A 21,604-nucleotide genomic window follows, 5' to 3' on the forward strand; every position below is an offset into this window, starting at 1 on the left:
GGAAAGCCCAAAATGCTCATCCGCATCGCACTCGCCAGAAAACTTCTCGTCATCCTCAACGCAAAAGCACGCGACGCGAGAAGCGAATTCGCAAATGCAACTTGACACCCCAGATAGTCGCTCTCCCACAAGGGGAGAAGGGAGAGGCAGGCCCAGGCCAGGCGCCTCAAATCACATTCAATTCCCGGAACGCCCGGCCCTCGGCCACCCGTTCGTAGCCAAACGCCGAGCAATCGATCGTCCGGTAGCCGCCATGCGCGATCAGTTCCGCCAGTGCCTTGCCGACCGCCGGCGCTTGCTGCAGGCCGTGGCCGGAAAATCCGTTGGCGAAGAGGAAATTCGTCACCTCGGGGTGCGGGCCGATCACCGCGTTCTGGTCGAGGGTGTTATAGTCATAATGCCCGGCCCAGGCACGCGTCGGCTTGATCGCCTCGAAGGCCGGGATGCGGGTTGCCAGCACCGGCCAGATCACCTCTTCGAACAGCGGCCAGTCGACGTCGAAATCGCCGGGATCGGCCGGGCCGTCGCCCTCTTCCGGTTCGGCGCCGCCGGTCAGGTAGACCGAGCCTTCCGGCCTGACATAGATGCCCGAGGGATCGACCAGCAGCGGCATGTCGGCATATTTCTCGCGCGCCTCGAAGACGAAGACGTTGCGCTTGCGCGGCTCGACCGGCAGCGCCAGCCCGGCAAGGGCGGCGACCTTGCCGGCATTCGGCCCGGCGGCGTTGATGACGGTGCCGGCCACGATCCGGTCGCCATTATCGAGGCTGACGCCGGTGACGCGGTGGCCCTGCCGCTCGATACCGGTGACCGAAGCGCTGATGAAGTCGATCTTCTTCTGCCGCAGCGCCTTGCGGAACAGCGTCAGCATCGCATGCGCGTCGAACCAGCCTTCGCCGGTGCGGCCATAGGCGCCGGCGGTGATGCCTTCCGCCGACAGCCAAGGGAAGCGGCGCGTCAGCTGGTCGGCGTCCTCGAGCAGTATGTCGGCGCCCTCGGCGACCTGCGCCTCGTGGTTGGCCCTGAGGATCGGCAGCCCGGCCTCGCCGGCAAGGATGAGATAGCCGCCCTCGCGAAAACCGATATCGGCCTCGGCGCCGAATTCTTCCTTCAGCCGCCGGAACAGTTTCAGCGTGAATTGCGACAGGCGGATGTTTTCCGGAATCGAGAATTGCTGGCGGATCGAGGCCATGGATAGCGTCGTCGCCGCATGGGCGAATTGCGGATCGCGCTCGATCAGCGCGATCGAGCCGGAAAACCCTTCCTCGCGCAGATAGTAGGCGACCGAGGAGCCGACGATGGCTCCGCCGATGATGACGATGTCGTAGCGCACTTTTTTCTCCGATCCGCCGTCCACACTCTACGCGACCGGCAAAGTGATCTCGAAGCGCGTGCCGCGCTCGGAGTCAACCAACCTGATCGTACCATCATGCGCTTTCAGGAGGGCCAGCACGATGCCGAGGCCCATGCCGGTGCCGCCGGTAGCGCGCCGCGTGGTGAAGAACGGCTCGAAGATGCGCGCCTGGTTGCTTGGCGAAATGCCGGCGCCATCGTCGCTGACCAGCACGGTTGCCTTGCCGCCGGCGCTTGCGGCAGTGATCGAAACTTGCGTCGCGCCGTGCCTGGCCGAATTGTCGATGAGATTGCCAAGCACGATTGCTCCGTTCTCGGCCGAGATGCGCAAGGCCAGATCGCCGCCGGCCTCGACGCCAACCGCCAGCCTGGTGTCGACGGGAAGCAGCGCCAGCGCCGACCTGACCGAGGTGCTTTCGCCGCTGGGCGCGAGGTTTTCGGCCCGCGCCAGGTCGAGCAGCCGCCGGACCAGCAGGTTGAGCCGCCCGGCATCGGTGACGATATTGTTGGAGAAGCGCCGCCGCTCGTCATCGTCCATCGCCGAGCCGGAATCGCGCAGCAATTCGGCCGCGCCCTGGATCGCCGTCAGCGGCGATTTGAGTTCATGCGAGACGTGGGTGGCGAAGGTCTGGATGCTATCCGATCGCGCCTGCAGTTTCTCCGCCATGTCGAGAAACGCGGCGGACAGTTCGGCCATTTCGCGCGTGCCGTGATGATCGAGCGGCCGGATCGCGTCGCGCTCGCCGGCGGCGATGCGCTGGGTGCGGTCGATCAGCGCGTAGATCGGCCGGCTGACGGTGCGCAGGAAGACGAGGCCGATGAGCAGCGTGCCGCCGAGGATGGCGATCGCCGCCGCCGTCACCTTGCCTCGTTCGCCATAGAGATGTTTTATGATGTTGTTGGGCGTCCGCGAGACATAGACCACGCCGGCGACCTTGCCGTTGACGGCAACCGGCAGGGCGACGAAGACGCGCACCTTGGTGCCGCGGCTGACCGAATAGAGCGGCGGCGCCGGCTGGTTGGGGATGCGCAGCCGGAGCGCGCTGGCATAGCGCCCGGCAAGTGCGGCACGCACCTCCTCGACCCCGGCAAGCGACTGCCCGATTTCGTCGCGCCCGGCAATGACGACACCTGCGGGATCGAGCAGCCGGAAACCGGCCAGCGTGGTCTTCTGCGTCGCATCGAGAATGCCGGTCAGGCGCGCGCCGATCGCGGCGAAAGCGGGATCGGCCGTGGCGGGCGTCCCGGCAGGCCGGGTCGCAAGCACGTAATCCGAGGCGAGATCGAGCTGCGGCTCGATCGGCCGATAGGGCGATTCGGGATTGGCGCTTCGGCTCGCGCCGCCATTGGCCCCAGGCATCGGCGCGCCGAGCTTTTCCGGCAAAATGCCGGCGTCGCGCACTTCCTGCGCATAGATGGCGGCGATGGCGGCACCCTGCGCGATCAGTTCCGCCTCGGTCTGGCGGATCAGCTGGTTCTCATAGAGGCGGAAGAAGAACAGGCCGACCAGCGGCAGTGCCATCACCAGGATCAGGATGGCGACGACGACCGTGGCGAGGCGCGGCCGCCATTTGCGGCCGATCCACTTGCTGCCAATCCATTTGCTGGACGTCGTCAGCCGCATCGGCCGAGCCGGAAGCCGACGCCATGCACCGTCTCGATGACCTCCGGGCAACCCACCGCCGCCAGCTTGGCGCGGATGTTGCGGATATGGCTGTCGACGGTGCGGTCGGCGACATGGATCTTGCCCGCATAGGCACTGGCCATCACCGCCTCGCGGTCGAGCACATGGGTGGGCCGCGCCAGAAACCCTTTCAGGATCGAGAACTCGATCCCCGTCAGGGCCAGCGGCTTGCCGTCGAAGGCGGCCGCGTGGCTGGCCGGCGCCAAGGTGAGCTTGCCCTGCGCGAACTGCCTGTCGTCGGCGGGTTCGGGCGCGACGGGGCGGGCGCGCCGCAGGATGACGTTGACGCGGGCGACCAGCTCGCGCGGGCTGAACGGCTTGGTGACGTAATCGTCGCCACCCATTTCGAGCCCAAGGATGCGGTCGATCTCCTCATCGCGCGCGGACAGGAACAGCACCGGCACGTCGGATGTGTGGCGCAGCCGCCGGCAGACCTCCAGCCCGTCCATCTCAGGCATGCCGATGTCGAGCACGACAAGGTCGGGCGTGCGCCGTTCGATCGCCTGCAGGGCGGCGGCGCCATCGGCCACGGCAGCCGTTTTCATGCCGGCCTTTTCCAGCGCGAAGCAGATCACTTCGCGGATATGCGGGTCGTCGTCGGCGACGAGGATGTGATGCGGCATGGCTCAGCGATCCGGCACGGGTTCTGCGACACCAGGAACAATGATCGGCTGCCTGCTGTCGAGATAGCGAAGCAGGCGCCAGTCGCGAAAGCTCCAGCTCCGCCAGTTTTCCTGCATGCTGCGATACCAGCCTTCATCGACACCGCGCAACCTTGCCAGTTCGCCGACGGCGCCGGCATCGGCCGTCTTGCCCTGACGATCGTAGAAGCGGTCGAGCGCCGGAAAGGCGCCCGGGCCGAGCGAGCGCAGATACCAGGCGTCGAGGGGAATGCCCTGGCCGGTCATTTCAAGGGAATGGGCGACATTGTAATTGGCGATCAGCGCGGCGAAGTTGATGAAACAGCAGGCATAAAGCGCCAGGGATAACGTCAGAAGATTGGCGGAGAGCAGCCATTCGTTGGATTTTTCGAGCGCGATGCGGGCGATGATCAGCGCAAGCCCGGCCGCCACCAGCCCCATCCAGGCGAAAGCAGCGACGCGCCAGTAGGTCAGCGCATAGATGCCGACATAGAGGTCGAGCCGCAGGATCGACGAGGCGACCAGCACGATGTTCTGCGCTACCAAGGCATAGACCAGGCGGCGGATAAGCGGATCGGCCGATGCCTCGCTGCCGGGCCTCAGCGCCGCAAGGACAAAACCGGCGGCGAGCAGCGCGGTGACAACAAGCGGATAGGCGCCGCGATGCGCGTAAGCGGCGTAGCTCAAGCCATCGGGAAGCGCGACCCCGCCCCACAGATAGGTGGCGCCGAGCCCGCTCTGCATCGCGAACAGGATGTTGAAGACAACGAGCGCTCGAAGGATAGCCGCCTTGCCGAAGACGATGTCCTCGACAACATGCCTGTCCGGGCCAGCCGCCGGCTGGGCATCGGCAGGGGGATGATCTGGCCGGAAAATACGCCGCCGGAATCGCGGCAGGCGCGGCCGCAGAAAGGCCCAGACGCCGGCAAGCACGAACAGCCAGAAGGCAATCCGCGTCAGCTGGATCAGGTCGAGCAGCTTGATGAGATCGATCAGCGACAGCCAGTATTCGATGACCGGGTTGGCGGCCCCGAACAGGGCGACGAAGACGGCGCCCAGCGTCAGAGGCATCACCCAGACCGCGATCGCCGCCAGCCTTATGCGATGCCCGCCGAACCGCCGCGCCGCCCTTCGCCATTGGAGAAAATCGCCGAGGAACCGCACCGGCGCCGCCAGCCCGAACAGCACGACCTGGCCGGTAATGCGCGCCATGCGGTGCCGCAGCCGGCCACTCAGCGAAAGCGCGAACGCCACCAGGGCCGCGAGCGCGATCGAGACGGACAAGGGGCTGACAGTCTCGGCCAGCGGCAGCAGCGCGACAAGCAAGGCGGCTGACTTGAGCCACACCTTGCCATCGTTGAACGCGGCGGGATGCACGGCCACCACCGCCGCGGCAATCAGGATGGCGAACAGGAGAACCGTGATGCCGGCGGGCTGGCCGTAGAACAGGAAATCGGCGATCGCGACCAACAGCAGGGCAACGCCGAAGCGGCTGCAATAGCTTGGCGCCGAGGTGAGCAACAGGTGTCATGACCTGATCGTCCCCATGGCTTCCAGTCGGGCCGTCGGAGGGCGTCTGCGGACGAAAGGGATGAGGGTTGCCGTCGCACGTGGTGGATCGGCCAGCCACCAGCCTTCGCTGCGCAGCCTGTGGGGCAGGGACCAACGGGGTTTTGCTCGCTTTTGCATGCCGCCTTGTGGCGGGCCGGCATGAAGTTGGCGGGGCAGATACGAGGAGGTTTTCGGCATGCGCGTGCAGTTTTCGTGCAGGGCTGGTGCACTGCCCGCCATTCTTTGCGGACGCGTTGGCGTACCCCAGCGAGGCTCCTTTCCTCTCCCTCCGGAGGGGGGAGAGGAAGGGCGCCCTTCGGCAACGGCTGCGGAGGACAGGCAAGGGACGGCGCAAGCTTTCGCGGTTGGCTCGTATCAGGTATCGGTCGGACGCTTGCCTCGCCCGACCGCAACCGGCATAGATCGGGCATGGAAACCTACCGTCCGCGCCGCTCCGTGCTCTATGTCCCGGCCTCCAACGACAAGGCGCTGGCCAAGATCGCGCAGCTTGCCTGCGACGCCGTCATCATCGATCTGGAGGACGCCGTCGCTCCCGCCGACAAGATCGCCGCGCGCGAGAAACTGGCCGGCATTTTCGCCAATCGCCCTGGTGCCGACCGCAATGGCCGGCGCTGCGAGATGGTGGTGCGCGTCAATGCGCTGTCCAGCGAATGGGGCACTGAGGATCTTGCCGCCGTGGCCAAGGCGGAACCGGACGGCATCCTGCTGCCCAAGGTCGACACACCGCGCGACGTGCTCGAGGTCGGCGATGTGCTGGACGACAATTTTGCCCCCGACAGCGTGAAACTATGGGCGATGATCGAGACGCCCAAGGCGATGCTCAACATCGGCGCCATCGCCGAACTCGGCCGCGACCCCGCCTCGCGGATGGATTGTTTCATTGCCGGAACGAATGATCTGATCAAGGATACCGGTGTCCTGGCGACGCCCGACCGCGCCTATCTCCTGCCATGGCTGATGCAGATGCTGCTGGCGGCGCGCGCCGGCGGCCTCGACATGCTCGATGGGGTGTTCAACGATTTTCGCGACCCGGACGCGTTTGCCCGCGAATGCACGCAGGCCGCCGCCATGGGCTTTGACGGCAAGACGCTGATCCATCCATCGCAGATCGAGACCGCCAACCGCGCCTTTGCCCCGTCGGCGCAGGCACTGGCCGAGGCGCGCGCGGTGAAGGATGCCTTCGCGCTGGCGCAAAACAGCGGCAAGGGCGTCATCGCGCTGAACGGCAGGATGGTCGAGCGGCTGCACCTGGCTCAGGCCGAAAAACTGCTGGCGAAGGCGGCCGCCATCGGGGCATGATATTCGCCGACTTGGGATACACGACAGGAATTGGACGATGAAACTCTACCGCTTTCTCACCGCCCCGGACGACGCCAGCTTCTGCCACAAGGTGACGGCGGCGCTGAACAAGGGCTGGCACCTGTTCGGCTCGCCGACCTATGCCTATGACAAGAAAGCCAAGACCATGCGCTGCGGCCAGGCCGTGGTGAAGGATGTCGACGGCCAGGAATACGGGCCGGATACCAAGCTCAGCGACTGGTAGGGGAAAGCGCCGCGGCCCTCTCTCTTCGTCATCCTAGGCGAAGCAAGGAGCGAAGCGACGCGGCGCAGACCCTAGGATGACGAAGGCACAGCCTATTCAGCAGCCTCTTCGATCTTTTCCATATCATCGTCCGACAGGCCGAAATGGTGGCCGATCTCGTGGATCAGCACGTGGGTGACGATGTCGCCCAGCGATTCCTCGTTCTCGGCCCAGTAGTCGAGCATGGCGCGGCGATAGAGCGTGATGCGGTTGGGGCCTTCCCCGGTTTGCGGGTTCCAGCGTTCGGCGATGCCGCGCCCCTCGAACAGGCCGAGCAGGTCGAACGGCGTCTCCAACGACAAATCGTCCATGATCTCGTCGGTCGGGAATTCGGCGATCTGGATGACGATCTCGCCGGTCAGCTTGCGAAAATCCTCCGGCAGATGGGCGTAGGCCTCCAGGGCCAGGAACTCCAATTCTTCCATCGAGGGCGCAAGTTCGCCATGCCAGGTGCGGGTCTTGTAGATGCGGGCCATGCTTTGTCCTTTAATCCCGGCATATAGGTGTTCGCACCGGTCGAGGCAAATGACGCCTATACGCCGGCGTCGCGCCGGGAGAGGAATAAATTCCTTATGACTCTGCTTGACTCTTCCAGCGCCCTCTGGAATCAATAGGAACATAACAGGAACAATTGTGAGTGGAAGCTGACCGTCATGGCGATGACCGCCGTGGCGCGGGAGACTGTTTTTGCCCTGCGCCGCCAGATCGCGAAGATCGAGGGAACGCTGCCCGAGCGCCTGCAGGCGCCGGCGGCGGCGCCCCTTGATGCCGGCACCGGCACTGGCAACGATCTGACGATTGTCCGGCGCGGGCTTGCCGCGGCCTTGCCGGATGCCTTCCTGCCCATCGGCGTCGAGCGGCTCGATGCCGCGCTCGGCGGCGGCCTGCCGAAAGCCGCCCTGACCGAAATCCATGGCCTGGAAACCCGCGATGCGGGAGCCGTGGCCGGCTTCGCCCTGTCGCTCGTCAGCCTGATCCTCAACCAGGCGCAGGGGCTGCCCATCTTATGGATCGGGACATCGGAAATTTTCCACGAGGCCGGCTTTCCCTATGCCAGGGGGCTGCATGCCGCCTTCGGCATCGAGCCCGGGCAATTGCTGTTTTCCGAGGCGCCCAGGCTTGTCGATGCGCTGTGGATCGCCGAGGAGGCGGCACGCATGACGGCGCTTGCCGCCGTCATTCTGGAAATCCGCGGCAATCCGCAGCGGCTGGACCTGACCGCGACACGCCGCCTGCATGCGCGGGCGCAAGGTGCCGGCCGGCCGGTGTTCCTGCTGCGGCAGGCGGCCGAGCCGGAACCGACGGCGGCGCCTATCCGCCTCATCGCCGCGTCGGCGCCGGCCGTGCCGCGCGCCACGGTCGCCGGGCCGCTCGCCGGTTCGATCGGCCACCCTGCCTTCACCATCAGCATCGGCAAGAGCCGCACGGCCTTGCCTGGACAATTCATACTGGAGTGGAACCCCGATGAACGCGTATTCGACGAAAGAAGGGGCGAGGAAGAGCGGGCAGAGAATCCTGTCCCTGTGGTTTCCCTATCTGGCGGCCGAAAGGATCCTGCGGCAGCGTCTGGGGAAATCCTGGCGTTCCCGACCCTCGGATCATCCGTCGCCATCTCACCCACCGCTCGTGATCAGCCACCGCCAGGGCAACGCGCAGCGCATCTCAGCCCTCGACGAGCGGGCTGAGGCGCTGCACCTGAAGCGCGACATGGGGATTGCCGATGCGCGCGCCATGCATCCGTCGATCGACATCGTCGAAGCCGATCCGGAGGCCGACCGGCGCCTGCTCGAGGGCCTTGCCGACTGGTGCGACCGCTACACGCCGCTGGTGGCGCTGGACAGCATCGACGGCCTGTTCCTCGACGTCACCGGCTGCACCCATCTGTTCGGCGGCGAACGCGCCATGCTCGACGAAATCCTGTCGCGCTTCTTGCATCAGGGTTTCGACGTCCGCGCCGGGCTTGCCGGCACGCCCGGGGCGGCCTGGGCGGCGGCACGCTTTTGCGGCGACCGCATCGTTCTATCGGGCGAGGAGGAAGCCTTGCTTGCTCCCTTGCCGCTGGCCGCCCTTCGCATAGCGCCGGAAACCCGTGCCAGCCTGGAAAGCGTCGGGCTGCGCACGGCGGGCGCCGTCATGGCCGCGGCGCGCGCGCCGCTTGCCCGCCGCTTCGGCGCCTTGCTGCTCCAGCGCCTCGACCAGGCGCTTGGCCGTCTCGACGAAGCGATCTCGCCGCGCCTTCCCGTCGCGCCGCTTTCAGTCGAACGCCATCTCGCCGAACCCGTCACGCTGACGGAGGAGATAGAGCGGCTGGTGGGCATGCTGGCGACGACCTTGAAGACCGACCTCGAACGCCGCGGCGAAGGCGCCCGGACGCTGGCGCTGCTGCTCTTTCGCGTCGACGGCGCCGTCAGCCGCATCGCGCTCGGCACCTCGCGGCCGATGCGCGAACCCTTGCTGATCCGGAAATTGTTCCATGAAAGGCTGGCAGCACTCGAGCAGCATATCGATGCCGGCTATGGCTTCGACCTGGTGCGCCTCTCGGTGCTGGCTGTCGCCGCTTTCGACACGCAGCAGACCGATCTGACCGGTGAAGCGGCCGACGACGGTGCCGACATAGCCCTGTTCGCCGACCGCATCCGCGCCCGCCTCGGCGAGAGCGCGGTTCTCCAGCCTGTCCCTGTGGAAAGCCATCTGCCCGAACGCGCCGTCGCCATCGTCCCCTTCAGCGAGGCGCCGCGCCGGACCACGCCGCCGAAGAAGCCGGACAGGATGCCGGCGCCGATGACCATCTTCCCGCCGGAACGCCCAATCCGGCTGTTCCGCGCGCCCGAGCCCATCGATGTGCCGGCCACCGAAATGCCGGAGGGACCGCCGCTGCATTTTCGTTGGCGCCGCGCGCTCTACCGCGTCACCCGTGCCGAGGGTCCGGAACGCATCGCCGCCGAATGGTGGCGCGAGGCGCCGGGCGATCCGGCGGCATCGACACGCGACTATTTCCGCATCGAGGATGCCGATGGCCGCCGCTACTGGCTCTACCGGCAAGGCCTTTACGGCAGCGCCTCGCAGATCCCGCCGCGCTGGTTCATGCACGGGGTCTTCGCATGAACGCGCTGACCGTCATCCCCTATGCCGAGTTCGGCATCCAGTCGAATTTCTCCTTCCTGCGCGGCGCTTCCAAGCCGGAGGAACTGGTGGTCGCGGCCAAGCTCATGGGTTTCTCCGCGATCGGGCTCGCCGACCGCAACAGCGTGGCCGGCGTGGTGCGCGCCTGGCAGCAGGCCAAGGTCGAAAAGCTTGCCTATCATCCTGGCTGCCGGCTGGTTTTTGGCGACGGCACGCCGGACATTCTCGCCTATCCCAGGGACCGCACGGGCTGGGGGCATCTGTGCCGCATGCTCACCCAGGCCAATCTGCGCGACGAGACCGAAAAGGGCGCCACCTTGCTCCAGCGCGGCGACTTGCTCGAATGGGGGGACCGGATGTCGCTGGCGGTCTTGCCCGATCTGGCGCAGGACGCGCAGGACAGTCTGGCCTTGCTGCGGGAACTCGAGGGCCGGTTCGGCAGCGCCCTGCGGCTCGGCGTCTCGCCCTGTTATGCCGGCCATGACCGCTTCAGGATCGAGCAGGCGGCGGCGTTTGCCGAAAGCACCGGCATTCCGCTGATGGCGACCAACGACGTGCTCTACCACACGGCCGAACGCCGCCCCTTACAGGATGTGCTGACCGCGATCCGCCTCAATGTTCCGGTCGCCGAGGTAGGGCTGGAGCTGACCGCCAATGCCGAACGCCATCTGAAGCCGCCGCTGGAGATGGCGCGCCTGTTCCGCAGGCATCCGCGGGCGCTGGCGGAGACGCTGCGTTTCGGCGAAGAGCTGACCTTCTCGCTCGGCGACCTTCAGTACAATTATCCCGACGAGCCGACGGAATCGGGCCTCGGCCCGCAGGCGGAGCTGGAGCGCCTGGCCCGGGAGGGAGCGGCCCGGCGCTTTCCCGCTGGTGTCCCCTCCAGCGTCATAAAACGCATTCAGGAAGAACTCGCCCTGATCGAGCGGCTGAATTACGCCCGCTATTTCCTGACCGTCCATGACATCATCAAATTCGCTCGCGGCCAAGGCATTCTCTGCCAGGGCCGTGGTTCCGCCGCCAATTCGATCATCTGCTTCTGCATCGGCATCACCGAGGTGGGACCGGACAAGATCGACACGCTCTTCGAGCGTTTCATCTCGGAGGAACGCAACGAGCCACCGGATATCGATGTCGATTTCGAGCATGAGCGGCGCGAAGAGGTGATGCAGTACATCTATACGAAATACAGCTCCAAGCGCACGGCGCTCGCCGCCGCCGTCATCAGCTATCGCGGCCGTTCGGCGCTGCGCGAAGTGTCGAAGGCGATGGGCCTGTCGGAGGATGTCCGGGCGTCGCTTTCCGGCTCGATCTGGGGCTGGTCGACCTCGGAGCTCGGCGAGAAGGAAGCCAGGGCCGGCGGCCTCGACCGCAGCGATCCCATATCGCGGCATGTGATGGAACGCGCCAACGAGATCATGGGCTTTCCCCGCCATCTCTCCCAGCATGTCGGCGGCTTCGTCATCACCAGGGACCGGCTCGACGAAATCGTCCCCATCGTCAAGACGGCGATGGACGAGCGCAAGATGGTCGAATGGGACAAGGACGATCTCGACGCGGTGAAGATCCTCAAGGTGGATATACTGGCGCTCGGCATGCTGACCTGCCTCCAGCGCGCTTTCACCTTGCTCGAAACCCAATACGGCGTGAGAGACGACTATGGCAGGCCATTGACCCTGGATACGATCGCCAAGGAGGACCCTCGTGTCTACGACATGATCTGCCGCGCCGATACGCTCGGCGTCTTCCAGATCGAATCGCGCGCCCAGATGTCGATGCTGCCACGGCTGAAGCCGCGCGAATTCTACGATCTGGTCATCGAGGTGGCGATCGTGCGGCCAGGCCCGATCCAGGGCGATATGGTGCATCCCTATCTGCGCCGCCGCCAAGGCAAGGAAAAAGCCGAATATCCCAAGCCGGAGCTGGAAAAAATACTCGGCAAGACGCTGGGCGTGCCGCTGTTCCAGGAGCAGGCGATGAAGATCGCCATCGTCGCCGGCGGCTTCAGGCCGGGCGAGGCCGATGAACTGCGCCGCGCCATGGCCACCTTCAAGCGCACCGGCACCATCGGCAATTACCGCCAGCGCATGATCGACGGCATGACGGACCGAGGCTACGAAAAGGACTTCGCCGAGCGCTGCTTCAAGCAGATCGAGGGTTTCGGCGAATATGGCTTTCCCGAAAGCCACGCCGCCTCCTTCGCGCTGCTCGTCTATGCCTCCTGCTGGTTCAAGACCTTCTATCCCGACGTGTTCTGCGCCGCGATCCTGAACTCGCAGCCGATGGGGTTCTACCAGCCGGCGCAGCTGGTGCGCGACGCCCGCGACCATGGCGTCGACATCCGCGAGGTCGATGTCAATTTCTCCGTCTGGGACTGCACTTTGGAAAAGGCGCCTTTCGACCCGGCCCGCATCCTGCCGCGTCATGCCGGGATGCGCGGCGTCATCGAGACAAGCCATGCGCTGCGGCTCGGCTTCAGGCAAATCAAGGGACTTTCCAAGGAACGCATGGAGGCTTTCGTCGCCCGGCGCGGCGCCGGCTACTCGACCGTCCGGGATGTCTGGCTGCGCTCCGGCCTCAATGTCGACGAGATCGAGAAGCTGGCGCAGGCCGACGCCTTTCGGTCCATCGGCCTCGACCGCCGCGCGGCACTGTGGGAGGTCCGCGCGCTCGACGGCAAGAGCGCCGCCGAGAAACTGCCGCTGTTCGACCAGCCGGCACTCAGCCTACGCGAGCTGGAGCCCGAGACGAGACTGCCGAAAATGCCGCTCGGCGAGCATGTCATCCACGATTACCGCTCGCTCGGCCTGTCGCTGAAGGCGCATCCGGTCGCCTTCCTGCGCGAGCGGCTCGACCGCGCCGGCGTCACCCCCAATGCCAGCCTGCCTTCCGTGCGCGACGGCAGGCGGGTCTCCGTTGCCGGCCTGGTGCTGGTGCGCCAGCGCCCCGGCAAGGGCAACGCGATCTTTCTCACGCTGGAAGACGACAAGGCCGTCGCCAATGTCATCTTCTGGGAAAGGACCTTCACCCGCTTCCGGCCCATCGTCATGGGCGCCCGGTTTGTGAAGGTCACCGGGAAGCTGCAGTCGGAATCAGGTGTCGTCCATATCGTCGCCGAGAAGATCGAGGATCTGACGCCCTGGCTGACCGTGCTGCTGGAGAAAGTGAGCGGGGCCGGGGCGCCGGGTGCCTCCTCTGCGGCCGCGAAGGCAGAGGCTCCTGATCGAGATAGCAGACCCGCGCCACGCAATGCGCCGGCCGGACAGGATCTCGCAACGCTGTCGGAAGAGGCGGAACGCGTCATGCCCAAGGGACGGAATTTTCAGTAAGCACGTGGGAACAAGCCGCGTGGACGCTCTACGGCGCCCCCCTCTGCCCTGCCGGGCATCTCCCCCACATGGGGGGAGATTAGCAGCGTCGCCGCCCCGCCTCCTCTGACAAAGTTGAAGGTTGGCGAAAGCCGAGGTAACAGCCAATCTCCCTCCTTGTGGGGGAGATGCCCGGCAGGGCAGAGGGGGGCGCTGGCCCGCCAGCCTCTCGCAACTCTACTATCAGCTAAGAACTCTAACTCGGCCCACCCAGCCTCGGCGGCGCCAGCACATCCTCGGCCGAGATGGTTCGCGCCTCGGAGGGCAGCATGATCGGTATGCCGTCGCGTACCGGATAGGCAAGCTTGGCGACCCGCGAGATCAGTTCGCCCCGCTCCGGATCCCAGGCTAGCGGCCCCTTGGTCAGCGGGCAGGCCAGGAGTTCCAGCAACTTGGGGTCGACATTGAAATTCTTTCCGTCACGCCCATCCGCCGCCATCGTGTCGCCTCCTGACCAACTATCGGAAGATGTGTTGAGATTCAGGTCAGGCCAAGTCGAAAATGGCGGCTTCCGAGAACCGGAGCGGAGCGTACTTTTCGCACGTGAGCCCCGGAAGCGCAGAAAGCCGCCATTTGCAGGCCCGCATCACCTGAATATCGGCACATCCTACTGCAGGCTCGAGCCAAAATCCTCATTCTCGCGCGCCAGCGTCATCTCGGTGATGGCGATCAGCGTCTCGGCCCGCGTCTTCAGGTCCGCGGCTTCCAGCAACGCCTGCTTCTCGGCCGGTCCATAGGGCGCCATCATCGACAGCGCGTTGACCAGCATGGCGTTTTCGGCCCGGCTGACGCTTTCCCAGTCGGCTTCCAGATCGTTGGCCTGCAGATAGGCGCGAAAGGCCCGCAGCAACGCCGGCCGGTCGATTTCATCAGCCGCCTGCTCCTCGTCGAGATCGGCCAGGAAGGGTGCCGGTTTGCACTGGCGGAACGGCGTCTTGACCGTCAGCTCGTGGGCGATGCGGAACCGGCACACGCCTTGCAGCGAAATCAGGTAGCGACCGTCGCCGGTCTCTGAAAAGGCGATGATGCGACCGATGCAGCCGACATTGCAAAGCTCCGGCTCGCCATCCTCGCGCAATGCGCCATTGAGACCGGGCTGGATGATGCCGATGAGACGCGAGCCGGCGACCGCCTCGTCCACCATCTGCAGGTAGCGCGGCTCGAAGATGTTGAGCGGCATGCGGCCGCCCGGCAAAAGGAGCGCGCCCTCGAGCGGAAAGATCGGGATCGTCAACGGCAAATCCTTGGCGAGCCGGTAATGCGCGTTTCCCGCTTGCACCTCATTCCTCCGATCGCTTCGATTGCGAAGCGTCAACCCTGCCCTGTCCTATCTGGCGCTCAGGCCCGACGCCGCAAGCCTCTGCGACAAAACAACCGATAACCGGCTCAGGAAAACAGCAACGCCGACAATTTGCGGCGCGCGGCAAGCGTCGCCTCGTCGGTCATGCCCCAAGCCTCGAACAGTTGCAGCAACTGGGTCCTGGCGCCGTCCTCGTTCCAGGCGCGGTCGGCCTTGATGATGGCCAGCAGATTGTCGGCCGCCGCGGTGCGATCGCCCCTGGCGTTCTGGATCATGGCCAGATCGAAACGCGCCTGATGGTCCTTGGGATTTTCTGCAAGCCGGCGTTCGAATTCGGCCGGGTTGCCGAGTTCGGCCGCCTGCGCGGCAAGCGCCATCTTGGCGCGCAGGGCGGCGAGCGCCGGCGCGTCCTTCTTGGCCTCGGGCGCCGTTGCCAGCAACGCCTCGGCGCCTTCCGTGTCGCCGGCTTCGAACAGCAGCTCGCCCAGCCCGCCAATCGCCTCGACCGTCTCCGGCGCCTGCGCCAGGATGGCGTCATAAATGTCGGCGGCGGCCTGCATGTCGCCGGCGTCGCGCGCTTCCACGGCCGCCGCCAGCGCCTCGGCCACCGGCGGCGCGCCATTGCCCTGGCCGCCGACCTTGGTGATGAATTCGTTGATCTGGCTCTCGGGAATGGCGCCCATGAAGCCGTCGACCGGTTGGCCGTCCTTGAAGGCGATGACCGCCGGAATCGACTGGATGCCGAGCTGGCCGGCGATCGAGGGATGGTCGTCTATGTTCATCTTGACCAGCTTGACCTTGCCGCCGGCGGCCTTGACCGCCTTTTCCAGCTGCGGCGTGAGCTGCTTGCAAGGGCCGCACCACGGCGCCCAGAAATCGACCAGCACCGGCTGGCGGCGCGATTCCTGGATGACGTCGGCGGCGAAGGCGGCGGTCGTCGTGTCCTTGATGACATCGCCGGCGCGGGCGCCCGCGGGCGCATCGCCAAGCGCTGCCTTCGCCGGCGCCGTGGCCGTTCCGCCATACTGCACCGTGGTGGCATACTGGCCGCCATTGTTTCCGAATGATCCGCCAAACGGATTGTTGTCGCTCATCTCGTCACCCTTTCGGTCGCGCTGCCGGCCCGCGGCTCGGCGCCATGTCTCAATTGGAAATCGGCTTCGCCATCCATGTGGCGATCATGCCGAGACTTTCAAGATAGCAGCATCGTGCCCGGTTGCCTCGACGAATCTGATGAGATCGGCCGCCGCGATCGACGTCGTCGCCTCGTTGGTCAGCGGATGCGCGTTGATGACGGCATGCGCCATCAAATCCTTGTCGAGCACCAGCTTGACCCTGTTTTCCCTGTCATTGATGACGCCGAAGACGGTGACGGCGCCCGGCGTGACGCCCAAAAGCTCCATCAGCATTTCCGGCTTGCCGAAGGAAACCCGGCTGGCGGCGCCGATCGACTGATGGATCTGCTTGAGATCGACGACCGCGTCCTCGCCGACGGTGACCAGGAAGAAATTGTCCTTCTTGTCCTTCAGGAACAGGTTCTTGGTGTGTCCGCCGGCGATTTCGCCGCGCAGCGCCTGCGAATCGGCCACCGTATAGAGCGGCGGGTGGCGTTTCGTCGAAACGGCGATGCCCAGTTCGGCGAGAAAGGCGAAAAGCTCGGCTTCGGTCTTCGGCATTGGATTTCTTCTTCGGCTGGTTTGCGGCCATGCCGTTTATCGCATCGGCCACGGAATCGGAATCATTTTTGCGCAAGCCTGGTGCGCGCCGCCGCGAAAGCCGGTTATTCCCATGCACGCGGCGATGGTGCGCGCCGCGACGAGGCGGCAATGGTCGGGCCGCCGCCCAACACGGCCCCCAGATCCGGCGAGAAGCCTTGTCACGGGCGGCTTGCCTGCATCATGGCGCCGGGCAGCAAAAAGCCTGTTATTTCCCTGTTGCAATCGCCGCGCTCTTCAGCCATATAGGCCCGGCTTGCGGCCAAGACGCCGTGTGAGCGGGTGTAGCTCAGGGGTAGAGCACAACCTTGCCAAGGTTGGGGTCGAGCGTTCGAATCGCTTCACCCGCTCCAATTTCCTTCAGGGGATCAAGCATCGAAAAGCCGCGGTTCGCCGCGGCTTTTTCGTTTTCTGTGGCGGTTGAAGCGCAGCCACCTCAAGCCTGCGAAGGGCGGTGGCGCAGGCAAATCGGATGGGCCTGGGCTTCCGCCGACATGAGCCGACGCAGCGGCAGCGCGTCCATGTCGCGGAGGCTCATCCAGCGTCAGGAGCCTGCCGTCCCGGGAGGCCGGGTCATGGTCGAGCTGATCAACGTGGCGGCCAGACGAGCTCACGCGGCAATGGATCGCGTTGGTATTGGCTATCGCTGCCGTGAGCGTCGCTCTCTTCAAAAATGACCGACCGGTGACAGGCCGGCAAACTATTCATCGGTGGCGGCGCAAGTCGCGGCCTCGTCGCCCCAGTCAGTTCATGGCCTGCAGATGCCGGTAGGAACGGTCGGTCAGCTCTTGCATATCCATATCATTGAGCCAGCCATGCCGAAATACGAGCTGATTTACTCTGACTGCGCCTTGTTCACGCCACGCCGCGCTTTCTGCTCCTCGAGCAGCGTATAAGCCACAAAATATTTGTAGATATTTCCGACATACTGAACCGTTTCGCGCCCAACCACCTTCGCGGCGCCGTTCTCCACATTGCCGAACCATAGATCGGGGTTGAGGCCCATCGTCTTCGCGGCACTGCGAAATTTGCGCAAGTTGCCAGGCCCGGCATTGTAGGCGGCAAGCGTCAACAGCGCCCTGTTGACTGGGTCGAGTTCGGCATCGTTCACATAGGTTGCCGACAAATAACGCATGTATTTTGCGCCCGCTTCTATATTGCGATCCGAGCTTTCCGCTATGCCGCTGATGCCTATCGCCTTATCGGCAGCAGTCGACGGCAACATTTGCATGATGCCGACGGCGCCCCGAGAGCTGCGTTCGCTCTGGTCGAGACGCGATTCCTGGTATCCCTGCGCGGCCAGCAGCAACGCATTGAGTTTGTAGGCAGCGCTATATTTCTCGAAGGCGTCGCGCAGAGCCTGGAATTTATCGACCTCGGACTGCTCGTAGGCGGAACGCACCATCTTGTCATCCTGGTAGTAGCGCTTCTTCAAAATGTTGCCGAAGGTCGTCCCGACCTTGTATTGCTTGACGAAAGCGTTGAGCCTTTTCATCAGTTCCGGGCTGTTCTTACGGACCGCCCAGGCGATTTCCCCGTCCTGCGCTATCGCAATGTCATCGTGCAGTTCGATGTTATCGAAGACCCTGGACCAGATCCGCGCCTTGTGGCCGTCGACCACGCACCAGGGCAGCAGGCCGGCATTGACCATCTCCAGAAGATCCTCATCCTCGAGATTTTCGTCGATCGGCGCGATGCCGATCTCGGCTTGGCCCGCCGCGCGCCGGTCGCTGTTGAGCTTTTGCAGATGCTCGAAATAGCTGCTGCTCGCGCGAACGCGGATTTCCTTGCCGCCGAGATCGTCGATGGCGGCGATTTTCGGCGCGGCCGGGCCGGTGACCAGGATTTCTTTCACGCCGCTCGCCAGGGGATCCGTGAAGTCGACGATCTGCTGCCGTGATGGGGTAATCGTCAGATTTGCCGCGACAATGTCTCCGCGCCCTTCGATGAGCGCGGGAAGCAGCCGGTCCCGGGCCACCGGCACGAAGGCCACACGAATTTTTTCGATTTCCTTTTTCTTGTTCTTGTTGATCTGCCGCTCAAGCGCCTGGCCAAACTCGACCGCCGTGCCAAGTTGCTCACCACGGTCGATGAAGTAGATCGTCTTGCTGTAAGGGACCAGGATTCGGATAAGACGTCTCTTTTCCATTCCGCCGTAGTCGCCGGTCCAGGCGTCAAATCCGGGGCGCAAAGCGGCCTCTTTGGACTGTGAGAGATTGGGGAAAAGCAGCGAGGCCAGGGCAAGCACGATGAGGGCCGGCACGATGCGCGCTACGGCCCTCCGGAAGATCAAAGCCGCGCCACGGCTGTTTCGCCTTGTCACCAGAAGGAAGAACTGAAAAGTATCGAGTATCAAGTCGGCCATTATCATCCCGGTTCACCCCTCTGCTTCGCCGAGCCATCAGATCATGGATCGAACGTCATCCTGAGCCAACTGTTGCTGGAGTATGGTATTCGAGTTTTCTTGTGCACGACAAAAGCCCGCATCTTGGCCAAGTCGAGCCAGATGGCGGAAACTCGGCCAGGAGCATGTGTTCTCCATTGAGGCATGCTCATTGGAAGCGATCGGCCATTTGCCACGGAACAAAGAAACGCCAGCGCGCCAACCGGCGCGATCCACGCGCAATGAAGTTGACATTGCCCCCCGCCTCCACGACCCTTGCACCGGCGTACCCACCGATGCCACCCGCTCCTTCATTGCGATCCGCATGGCGGTGCCTGGTCGCCAGCTTGCGGTTCGCTGCCCTAAATAGCAGTTTTGGCGTTGCAGCGCCACGCCCAAGGGCGGCCCGCAAGACCGTCGCGGCAATGGAACTGCTTTCGGACAAGATCATGCTGCAGCAAGAACTGGATCACGACGACGTTTCGACAGTCACACTGACCTGAAGGCATGAAAGCCGCCGCATGTAGGGGGAATTGCGGCGAAAACAACCAGTTGATGCATGTCGCCCGGAAGTGTCCTCGTTCCGGAACCACGACATGGACAAATCAGAACCTTGAGGCAAGATGGCGATGGAGCAGGCCGAGCGTGCCGGTTTTGCGCAGGTCGAGGAACGATGTTCTGGGTCACCCCCGTTCGTTGCTATTCCCGTGAACGACGTCGACCGTACGGCCGGATCGCTTGGGGTGCGACTGGCGCCGCGCCACCCGGTCGGCGACCGCGAGCGACCGTTTCAGCGACGTTGGCGCCGAGGAGGTAAATCAGTTAAAACTAAATCAGGCGGAATTATTGTCCGCGATTTCAGGAGACGACATGTCCGAGGAGCATGTTGAGCGTCGGCTGGCGGCGATCCTGGCGGCTGATGTGGTCGGCTATAGCCGTCTTATGGAGGCCGACGAGGAGCACACGCTCAATCTCCTTCGGCAGCATCGACGGGAGTTCTTCGATCCGACCGTCACCAAGCACGGTGGGCGCATCTTTAAAGTGATGGGTGACGGCTTCCTGGTGGAGTTCGGCAGCGTAATCAATGCGGCGCGCTGCGCGGTCGAGATCCAACGCGGCATGTCCGAGCGGAATGTCGGCATCCCCGAGGCCCGGCATTTCAAGTTCCGCATTGGCATCAACCTTGGCGACATCATCGTCGACGGTGATGATTTCCATGGCGACGGCGTCAATCTTGCGGTGCGGCTGCAGGGGCTCGCAATACCCGGCGGCATCGCCTGCTCGGAAGTGGTGCGCCATGAGGTCGGCAACAAGCTGGGCGTCGACTTCGCCGATCAGGGCGCCAGGACCGTCAAGAACATTGCTCAGCCGGTGCACGTCTATTTCGCCAATTGGGACCAGGGCGTCTCGCAAGTCGAGACGCATATTGCAGCCAGGAGCGTCCAGACACTGGTGCGGTCCGACAAGCCGTCGGTGGCGATCCTCCCCTTCGCCAATCTGAGCAATGATCCCGACCAGCAGTATTTCAGCGACGGCATCACGGAAGATATCATAACCGACCTCTCGAACGTCTCCGGCCTGTTCGTGCTCAGCCGCAATACCGTGTTCGCCTTCAAGGGCAGGACCGACAAGATGGAACGCATCGCCAGGGAACTTGGCGTCGGCTACATTGTCGAGGGCAGCGTCCGCAAGGCGGGAAACCGGGTCAGGATCAATGCCGAGCTGATCGAGGGCGCCACGGACGGACACGTCTGGGCTGCCCGCTTCGACCGCGACCTCACCGACATCTTCGCCGTGCAGGACGAAATCGCCAAGGCGGTCGTGGCGCAGCTCAGGGTCAGGCTCCTGCCCGAAGAGAAGAAGGCTATCGAGCTGGCGCCGACGGACAGTGTCGAAGCCTATACGCATTATCTTCGAGGCCGCGATTACAGCCACATCGCGACCAGAGCGAACCACCTGATGGCCAGACAAAGCTACATCAGGGCCATCGAGCTTGATCCGGGATATGCCCGCGCTTATGCAGGCTTGGCGGTCTGCGACGTACGCCTTCAGTCGATCTACGGCTCTTCGATCCAGGTGGACGACATTCTCGCGACCGCCGACAAGACCCTGGCTCTGGACCCGAATCTGGCCGAGGCGCATTCAGCCAGGGGCTTTGCCCTGTCCCTCGCCGACCGCCGCTCCGAGGCCGCGGCGGCGTTCGAACAGGCCCTGACGCTCGACCCCAACTGCCACGAGGCCAACCGCTACTATGCCGAGTTCTGCGTGACCGGCGGCCAGTTCGAGCTCGCCGCGACGTACTTCCTGCGCGCGATGGAGATTAAACCGACCGACTACGGCGCACCGGTCATGCTGGTGAACGTCTTCCGCACTCTCGGCCAACAGAACGACGCGGAGCTTTATGCGCGGATCGCATTGGAGAGAGCGGAAGAGGAACTCCGTCTGCATCCGGAGAACGCCAATTGTGCCTGCCTGGGAGCGATCGTGCTGGCCTTCCTCGGTGAACGCGACAGGGCCGCGAAGTGGCTTGGCCGGTCTCTGGAAATCGACCCTAGCGATATCAACGTCCAATACAACGCCGCTTGTACCTATGCGTTGCTGGGGGAATTCGAACGCTCGATCGACCTTTTGGAAGTCTGGCTACCGCAGGCTGGCGCCGAGATGAGACTCTGGTTCAAGAACGATTCCGATTTCGCCTCTGTTCGCAGTCATCCCCGCTACCAGAAGTTGCTCGAGCTCCTGCAGTAGCGATGCGCATTGTTCTTGAGGCAATTTTGTTGCCGACAATCAAGAACCGTCCTTCACGCAGAATTAACCCGACAAACCAACGCCCTCGCCACCTCACGGTTATTATGGTATGTTACTAATATAACCGAGAGGTGG

16 protein-coding genes, 1 tRNA gene and 1 pseudogene are annotated in these 21,604 nt (G+C 64.3%); 8 read left to right on the forward strand and 10 right to left on the reverse strand.

Features of this window, described 5'->3' with window-relative positions; translation table 11 throughout:
* A pseudogene (locus EN808_RS37875) lies at positions 1-105 on the forward strand (IS110 family transposase); the annotation flags it as partial.
* A gap of 61 nt (positions 106-166) precedes the next feature.
* Here EN808_RS37875 and EN808_RS33015 read toward each other — a convergent pair.
* Genes EN808_RS33015 through EN808_RS33030 form a run of 4 tightly spaced genes read right to left on the reverse strand, consistent with a single transcriptional unit; the run spans position 167 to position 5,199 of the window.
* Complete coding sequence (locus EN808_RS33015; RefSeq protein WP_135918061.1) at positions 167-1,333, reverse strand: FAD-binding oxidoreductase; 1,167 nt, start codon at positions 1,331-1,333, stop codon at positions 167-169.
* 27 nt (positions 1,334-1,360) lie between these two features.
* A complete protein-coding gene (locus EN808_RS33020) occupies positions 1,361-2,977 on the reverse strand; it encodes an ATP-binding protein (protein WP_135918062.1) in 1,617 nt (538 codons plus the stop codon).
* Positions 2,968-3,660 (reverse strand): response regulator transcription factor, encoded by a 693-nt coding sequence (locus EN808_RS33025; RefSeq protein ID WP_127276548.1) that lies wholly within the window; start codon positions 3,658-3,660, stop codon positions 2,968-2,970. The genes EN808_RS33020 and EN808_RS33025 overlap by 10 nt, the downstream gene beginning before the upstream one ends.
* 3 nt (positions 3,661-3,663) lie before the next feature.
* Positions 3,664-5,199, reverse strand: coding sequence for a DUF4173 domain-containing protein (locus EN808_RS33030; RefSeq protein WP_245525178.1), 1,536 nt, complete (start codon positions 5,197-5,199; stop codon positions 3,664-3,666).
* A 459-nt stretch (positions 5,200-5,658) separates the two neighbouring features.
* On the opposite strand from EN808_RS33030, the gene EN808_RS33040 reads away from it, so the two are divergent.
* Positions 5,659-6,549 (forward strand): CoA ester lyase, encoded by an 891-nt coding sequence (locus EN808_RS33040; RefSeq protein ID WP_135918064.1) that lies wholly within the window; start codon positions 5,659-5,661, stop codon positions 6,547-6,549.
* 37 nt (positions 6,550-6,586) lie between these two features.
* A complete protein-coding gene (locus EN808_RS33045; protein ID WP_027145959.1) occupies positions 6,587-6,793 on the forward strand; it encodes a DUF1737 domain-containing protein in 207 nt (68 codons plus the stop codon).
* 92 nt (positions 6,794-6,885) lie between these two features.
* Here EN808_RS33045 and EN808_RS33050 read toward each other — a convergent pair whose 3' ends face one another.
* Positions 6,886-7,308 (reverse strand): metallopeptidase family protein, encoded by a 423-nt coding sequence (locus EN808_RS33050; RefSeq protein WP_127280999.1) that lies wholly within the window; start codon positions 7,306-7,308, stop codon positions 6,886-6,888.
* A 177-nt stretch (positions 7,309-7,485) separates the two neighbouring features.
* On the opposite strand from EN808_RS33050, the gene EN808_RS37395 reads away from it, so the two are divergent.
* The 3 genes from EN808_RS37395 to EN808_RS33065 are packed head-to-tail and all read left to right on the forward strand — an operon-like array spanning position 7,486 to position 13,284.
* Positions 7,486-8,517: a hypothetical protein gene (locus EN808_RS37395; protein WP_135883925.1), complete on the forward strand. Its 1,032-nt coding sequence runs from the start codon at positions 7,486-7,488 to the stop codon at positions 8,515-8,517.
* Positions 8,459-9,937 carry a DUF6504 family protein gene (locus tag EN808_RS33060; protein ID WP_135867711.1) on the forward strand — a complete coding sequence of 493 codons (1,479 nt, stop codon included), beginning with the start codon at positions 8,459-8,461 and terminating at the stop codon, positions 9,935-9,937. Before EN808_RS37395 ends, EN808_RS33060 begins: the two co-directional genes overlap by 59 nt.
* A complete protein-coding gene (locus tag EN808_RS33065; protein WP_135867712.1) occupies positions 9,934-13,284 on the forward strand; it encodes an error-prone DNA polymerase in 3,351 nt (1,116 codons plus the stop codon). The genes EN808_RS33060 and EN808_RS33065 overlap by 4 nt, the downstream gene beginning before the upstream one ends.
* A gap of 235 nt (positions 13,285-13,519) precedes the next feature.
* Here the strand turns inward: EN808_RS33065 and EN808_RS33070 are convergent, their stop codons facing one another.
* From EN808_RS33070 to EN808_RS33085, 4 genes are all read right to left on the reverse strand, one after another.
* Complete coding sequence (locus EN808_RS33070; protein WP_127872755.1) at positions 13,520-13,762, reverse strand: Trm112 family protein; 243 nt, start codon at positions 13,760-13,762, stop codon at positions 13,520-13,522.
* Positions 13,763-13,930: 168 nt separating this feature from the next.
* Positions 13,931-14,602: an LON peptidase substrate-binding domain-containing protein gene (locus EN808_RS33075; protein ID WP_127281055.1), complete on the reverse strand. Its 672-nt coding sequence runs from the start codon at positions 14,600-14,602 to the stop codon at positions 13,931-13,933.
* Positions 14,603-14,709: 107 nt separating this feature from the next.
* Positions 14,710-15,717, reverse strand: coding sequence for a thioredoxin (gene trxA, locus EN808_RS33080; RefSeq protein ID WP_135867713.1), 1,008 nt, complete (start codon positions 15,715-15,717; stop codon positions 14,710-14,712).
* An 84-nt stretch (positions 15,718-15,801) separates the two neighbouring features.
* Positions 15,802-16,299, reverse strand: a complete 498-nt coding sequence (locus tag EN808_RS33085) for a prolyl-tRNA synthetase associated domain-containing protein (protein WP_127281199.1) — start codon at positions 16,297-16,299, stop codon at positions 15,802-15,804.
* 317 nt (positions 16,300-16,616) lie between these two features.
* On the opposite strand from EN808_RS33085, the gene EN808_RS33090 reads away from it, so the two are divergent.
* Positions 16,617-16,691: transfer RNA gene (locus EN808_RS33090), tRNA-Gly, on the forward strand.
* A gap of 482 nt (positions 16,692-17,173) precedes the next feature.
* On the opposite strand, the gene EN808_RS33095 is transcribed toward EN808_RS33090, so the two are convergent.
* Positions 17,174-18,703, reverse strand: a complete 1,530-nt coding sequence (locus EN808_RS33095) for a lytic transglycosylase F (RefSeq protein ID WP_127276725.1) — start codon at positions 18,701-18,703, stop codon at positions 17,174-17,176.
* An 888-nt stretch (positions 18,704-19,591) separates the two neighbouring features.
* On the opposite strand from EN808_RS33095, the gene EN808_RS33105 reads away from it, so the two are divergent.
* A complete protein-coding gene (locus EN808_RS33105) occupies positions 19,592-21,469 on the forward strand; it encodes an adenylate/guanylate cyclase domain-containing protein (protein ID WP_135918065.1) in 1,878 nt (625 codons plus the stop codon).
* Positions 21,470-21,604 lie beyond the last annotated feature (135 nt).

The organism is Mesorhizobium sp. M8A.F.Ca.ET.165.01.1.1 (assembly GCF_004792065.1).
GTDB lineage: Bacteria > Pseudomonadota > Alphaproteobacteria > Rhizobiales > Rhizobiaceae > Mesorhizobium.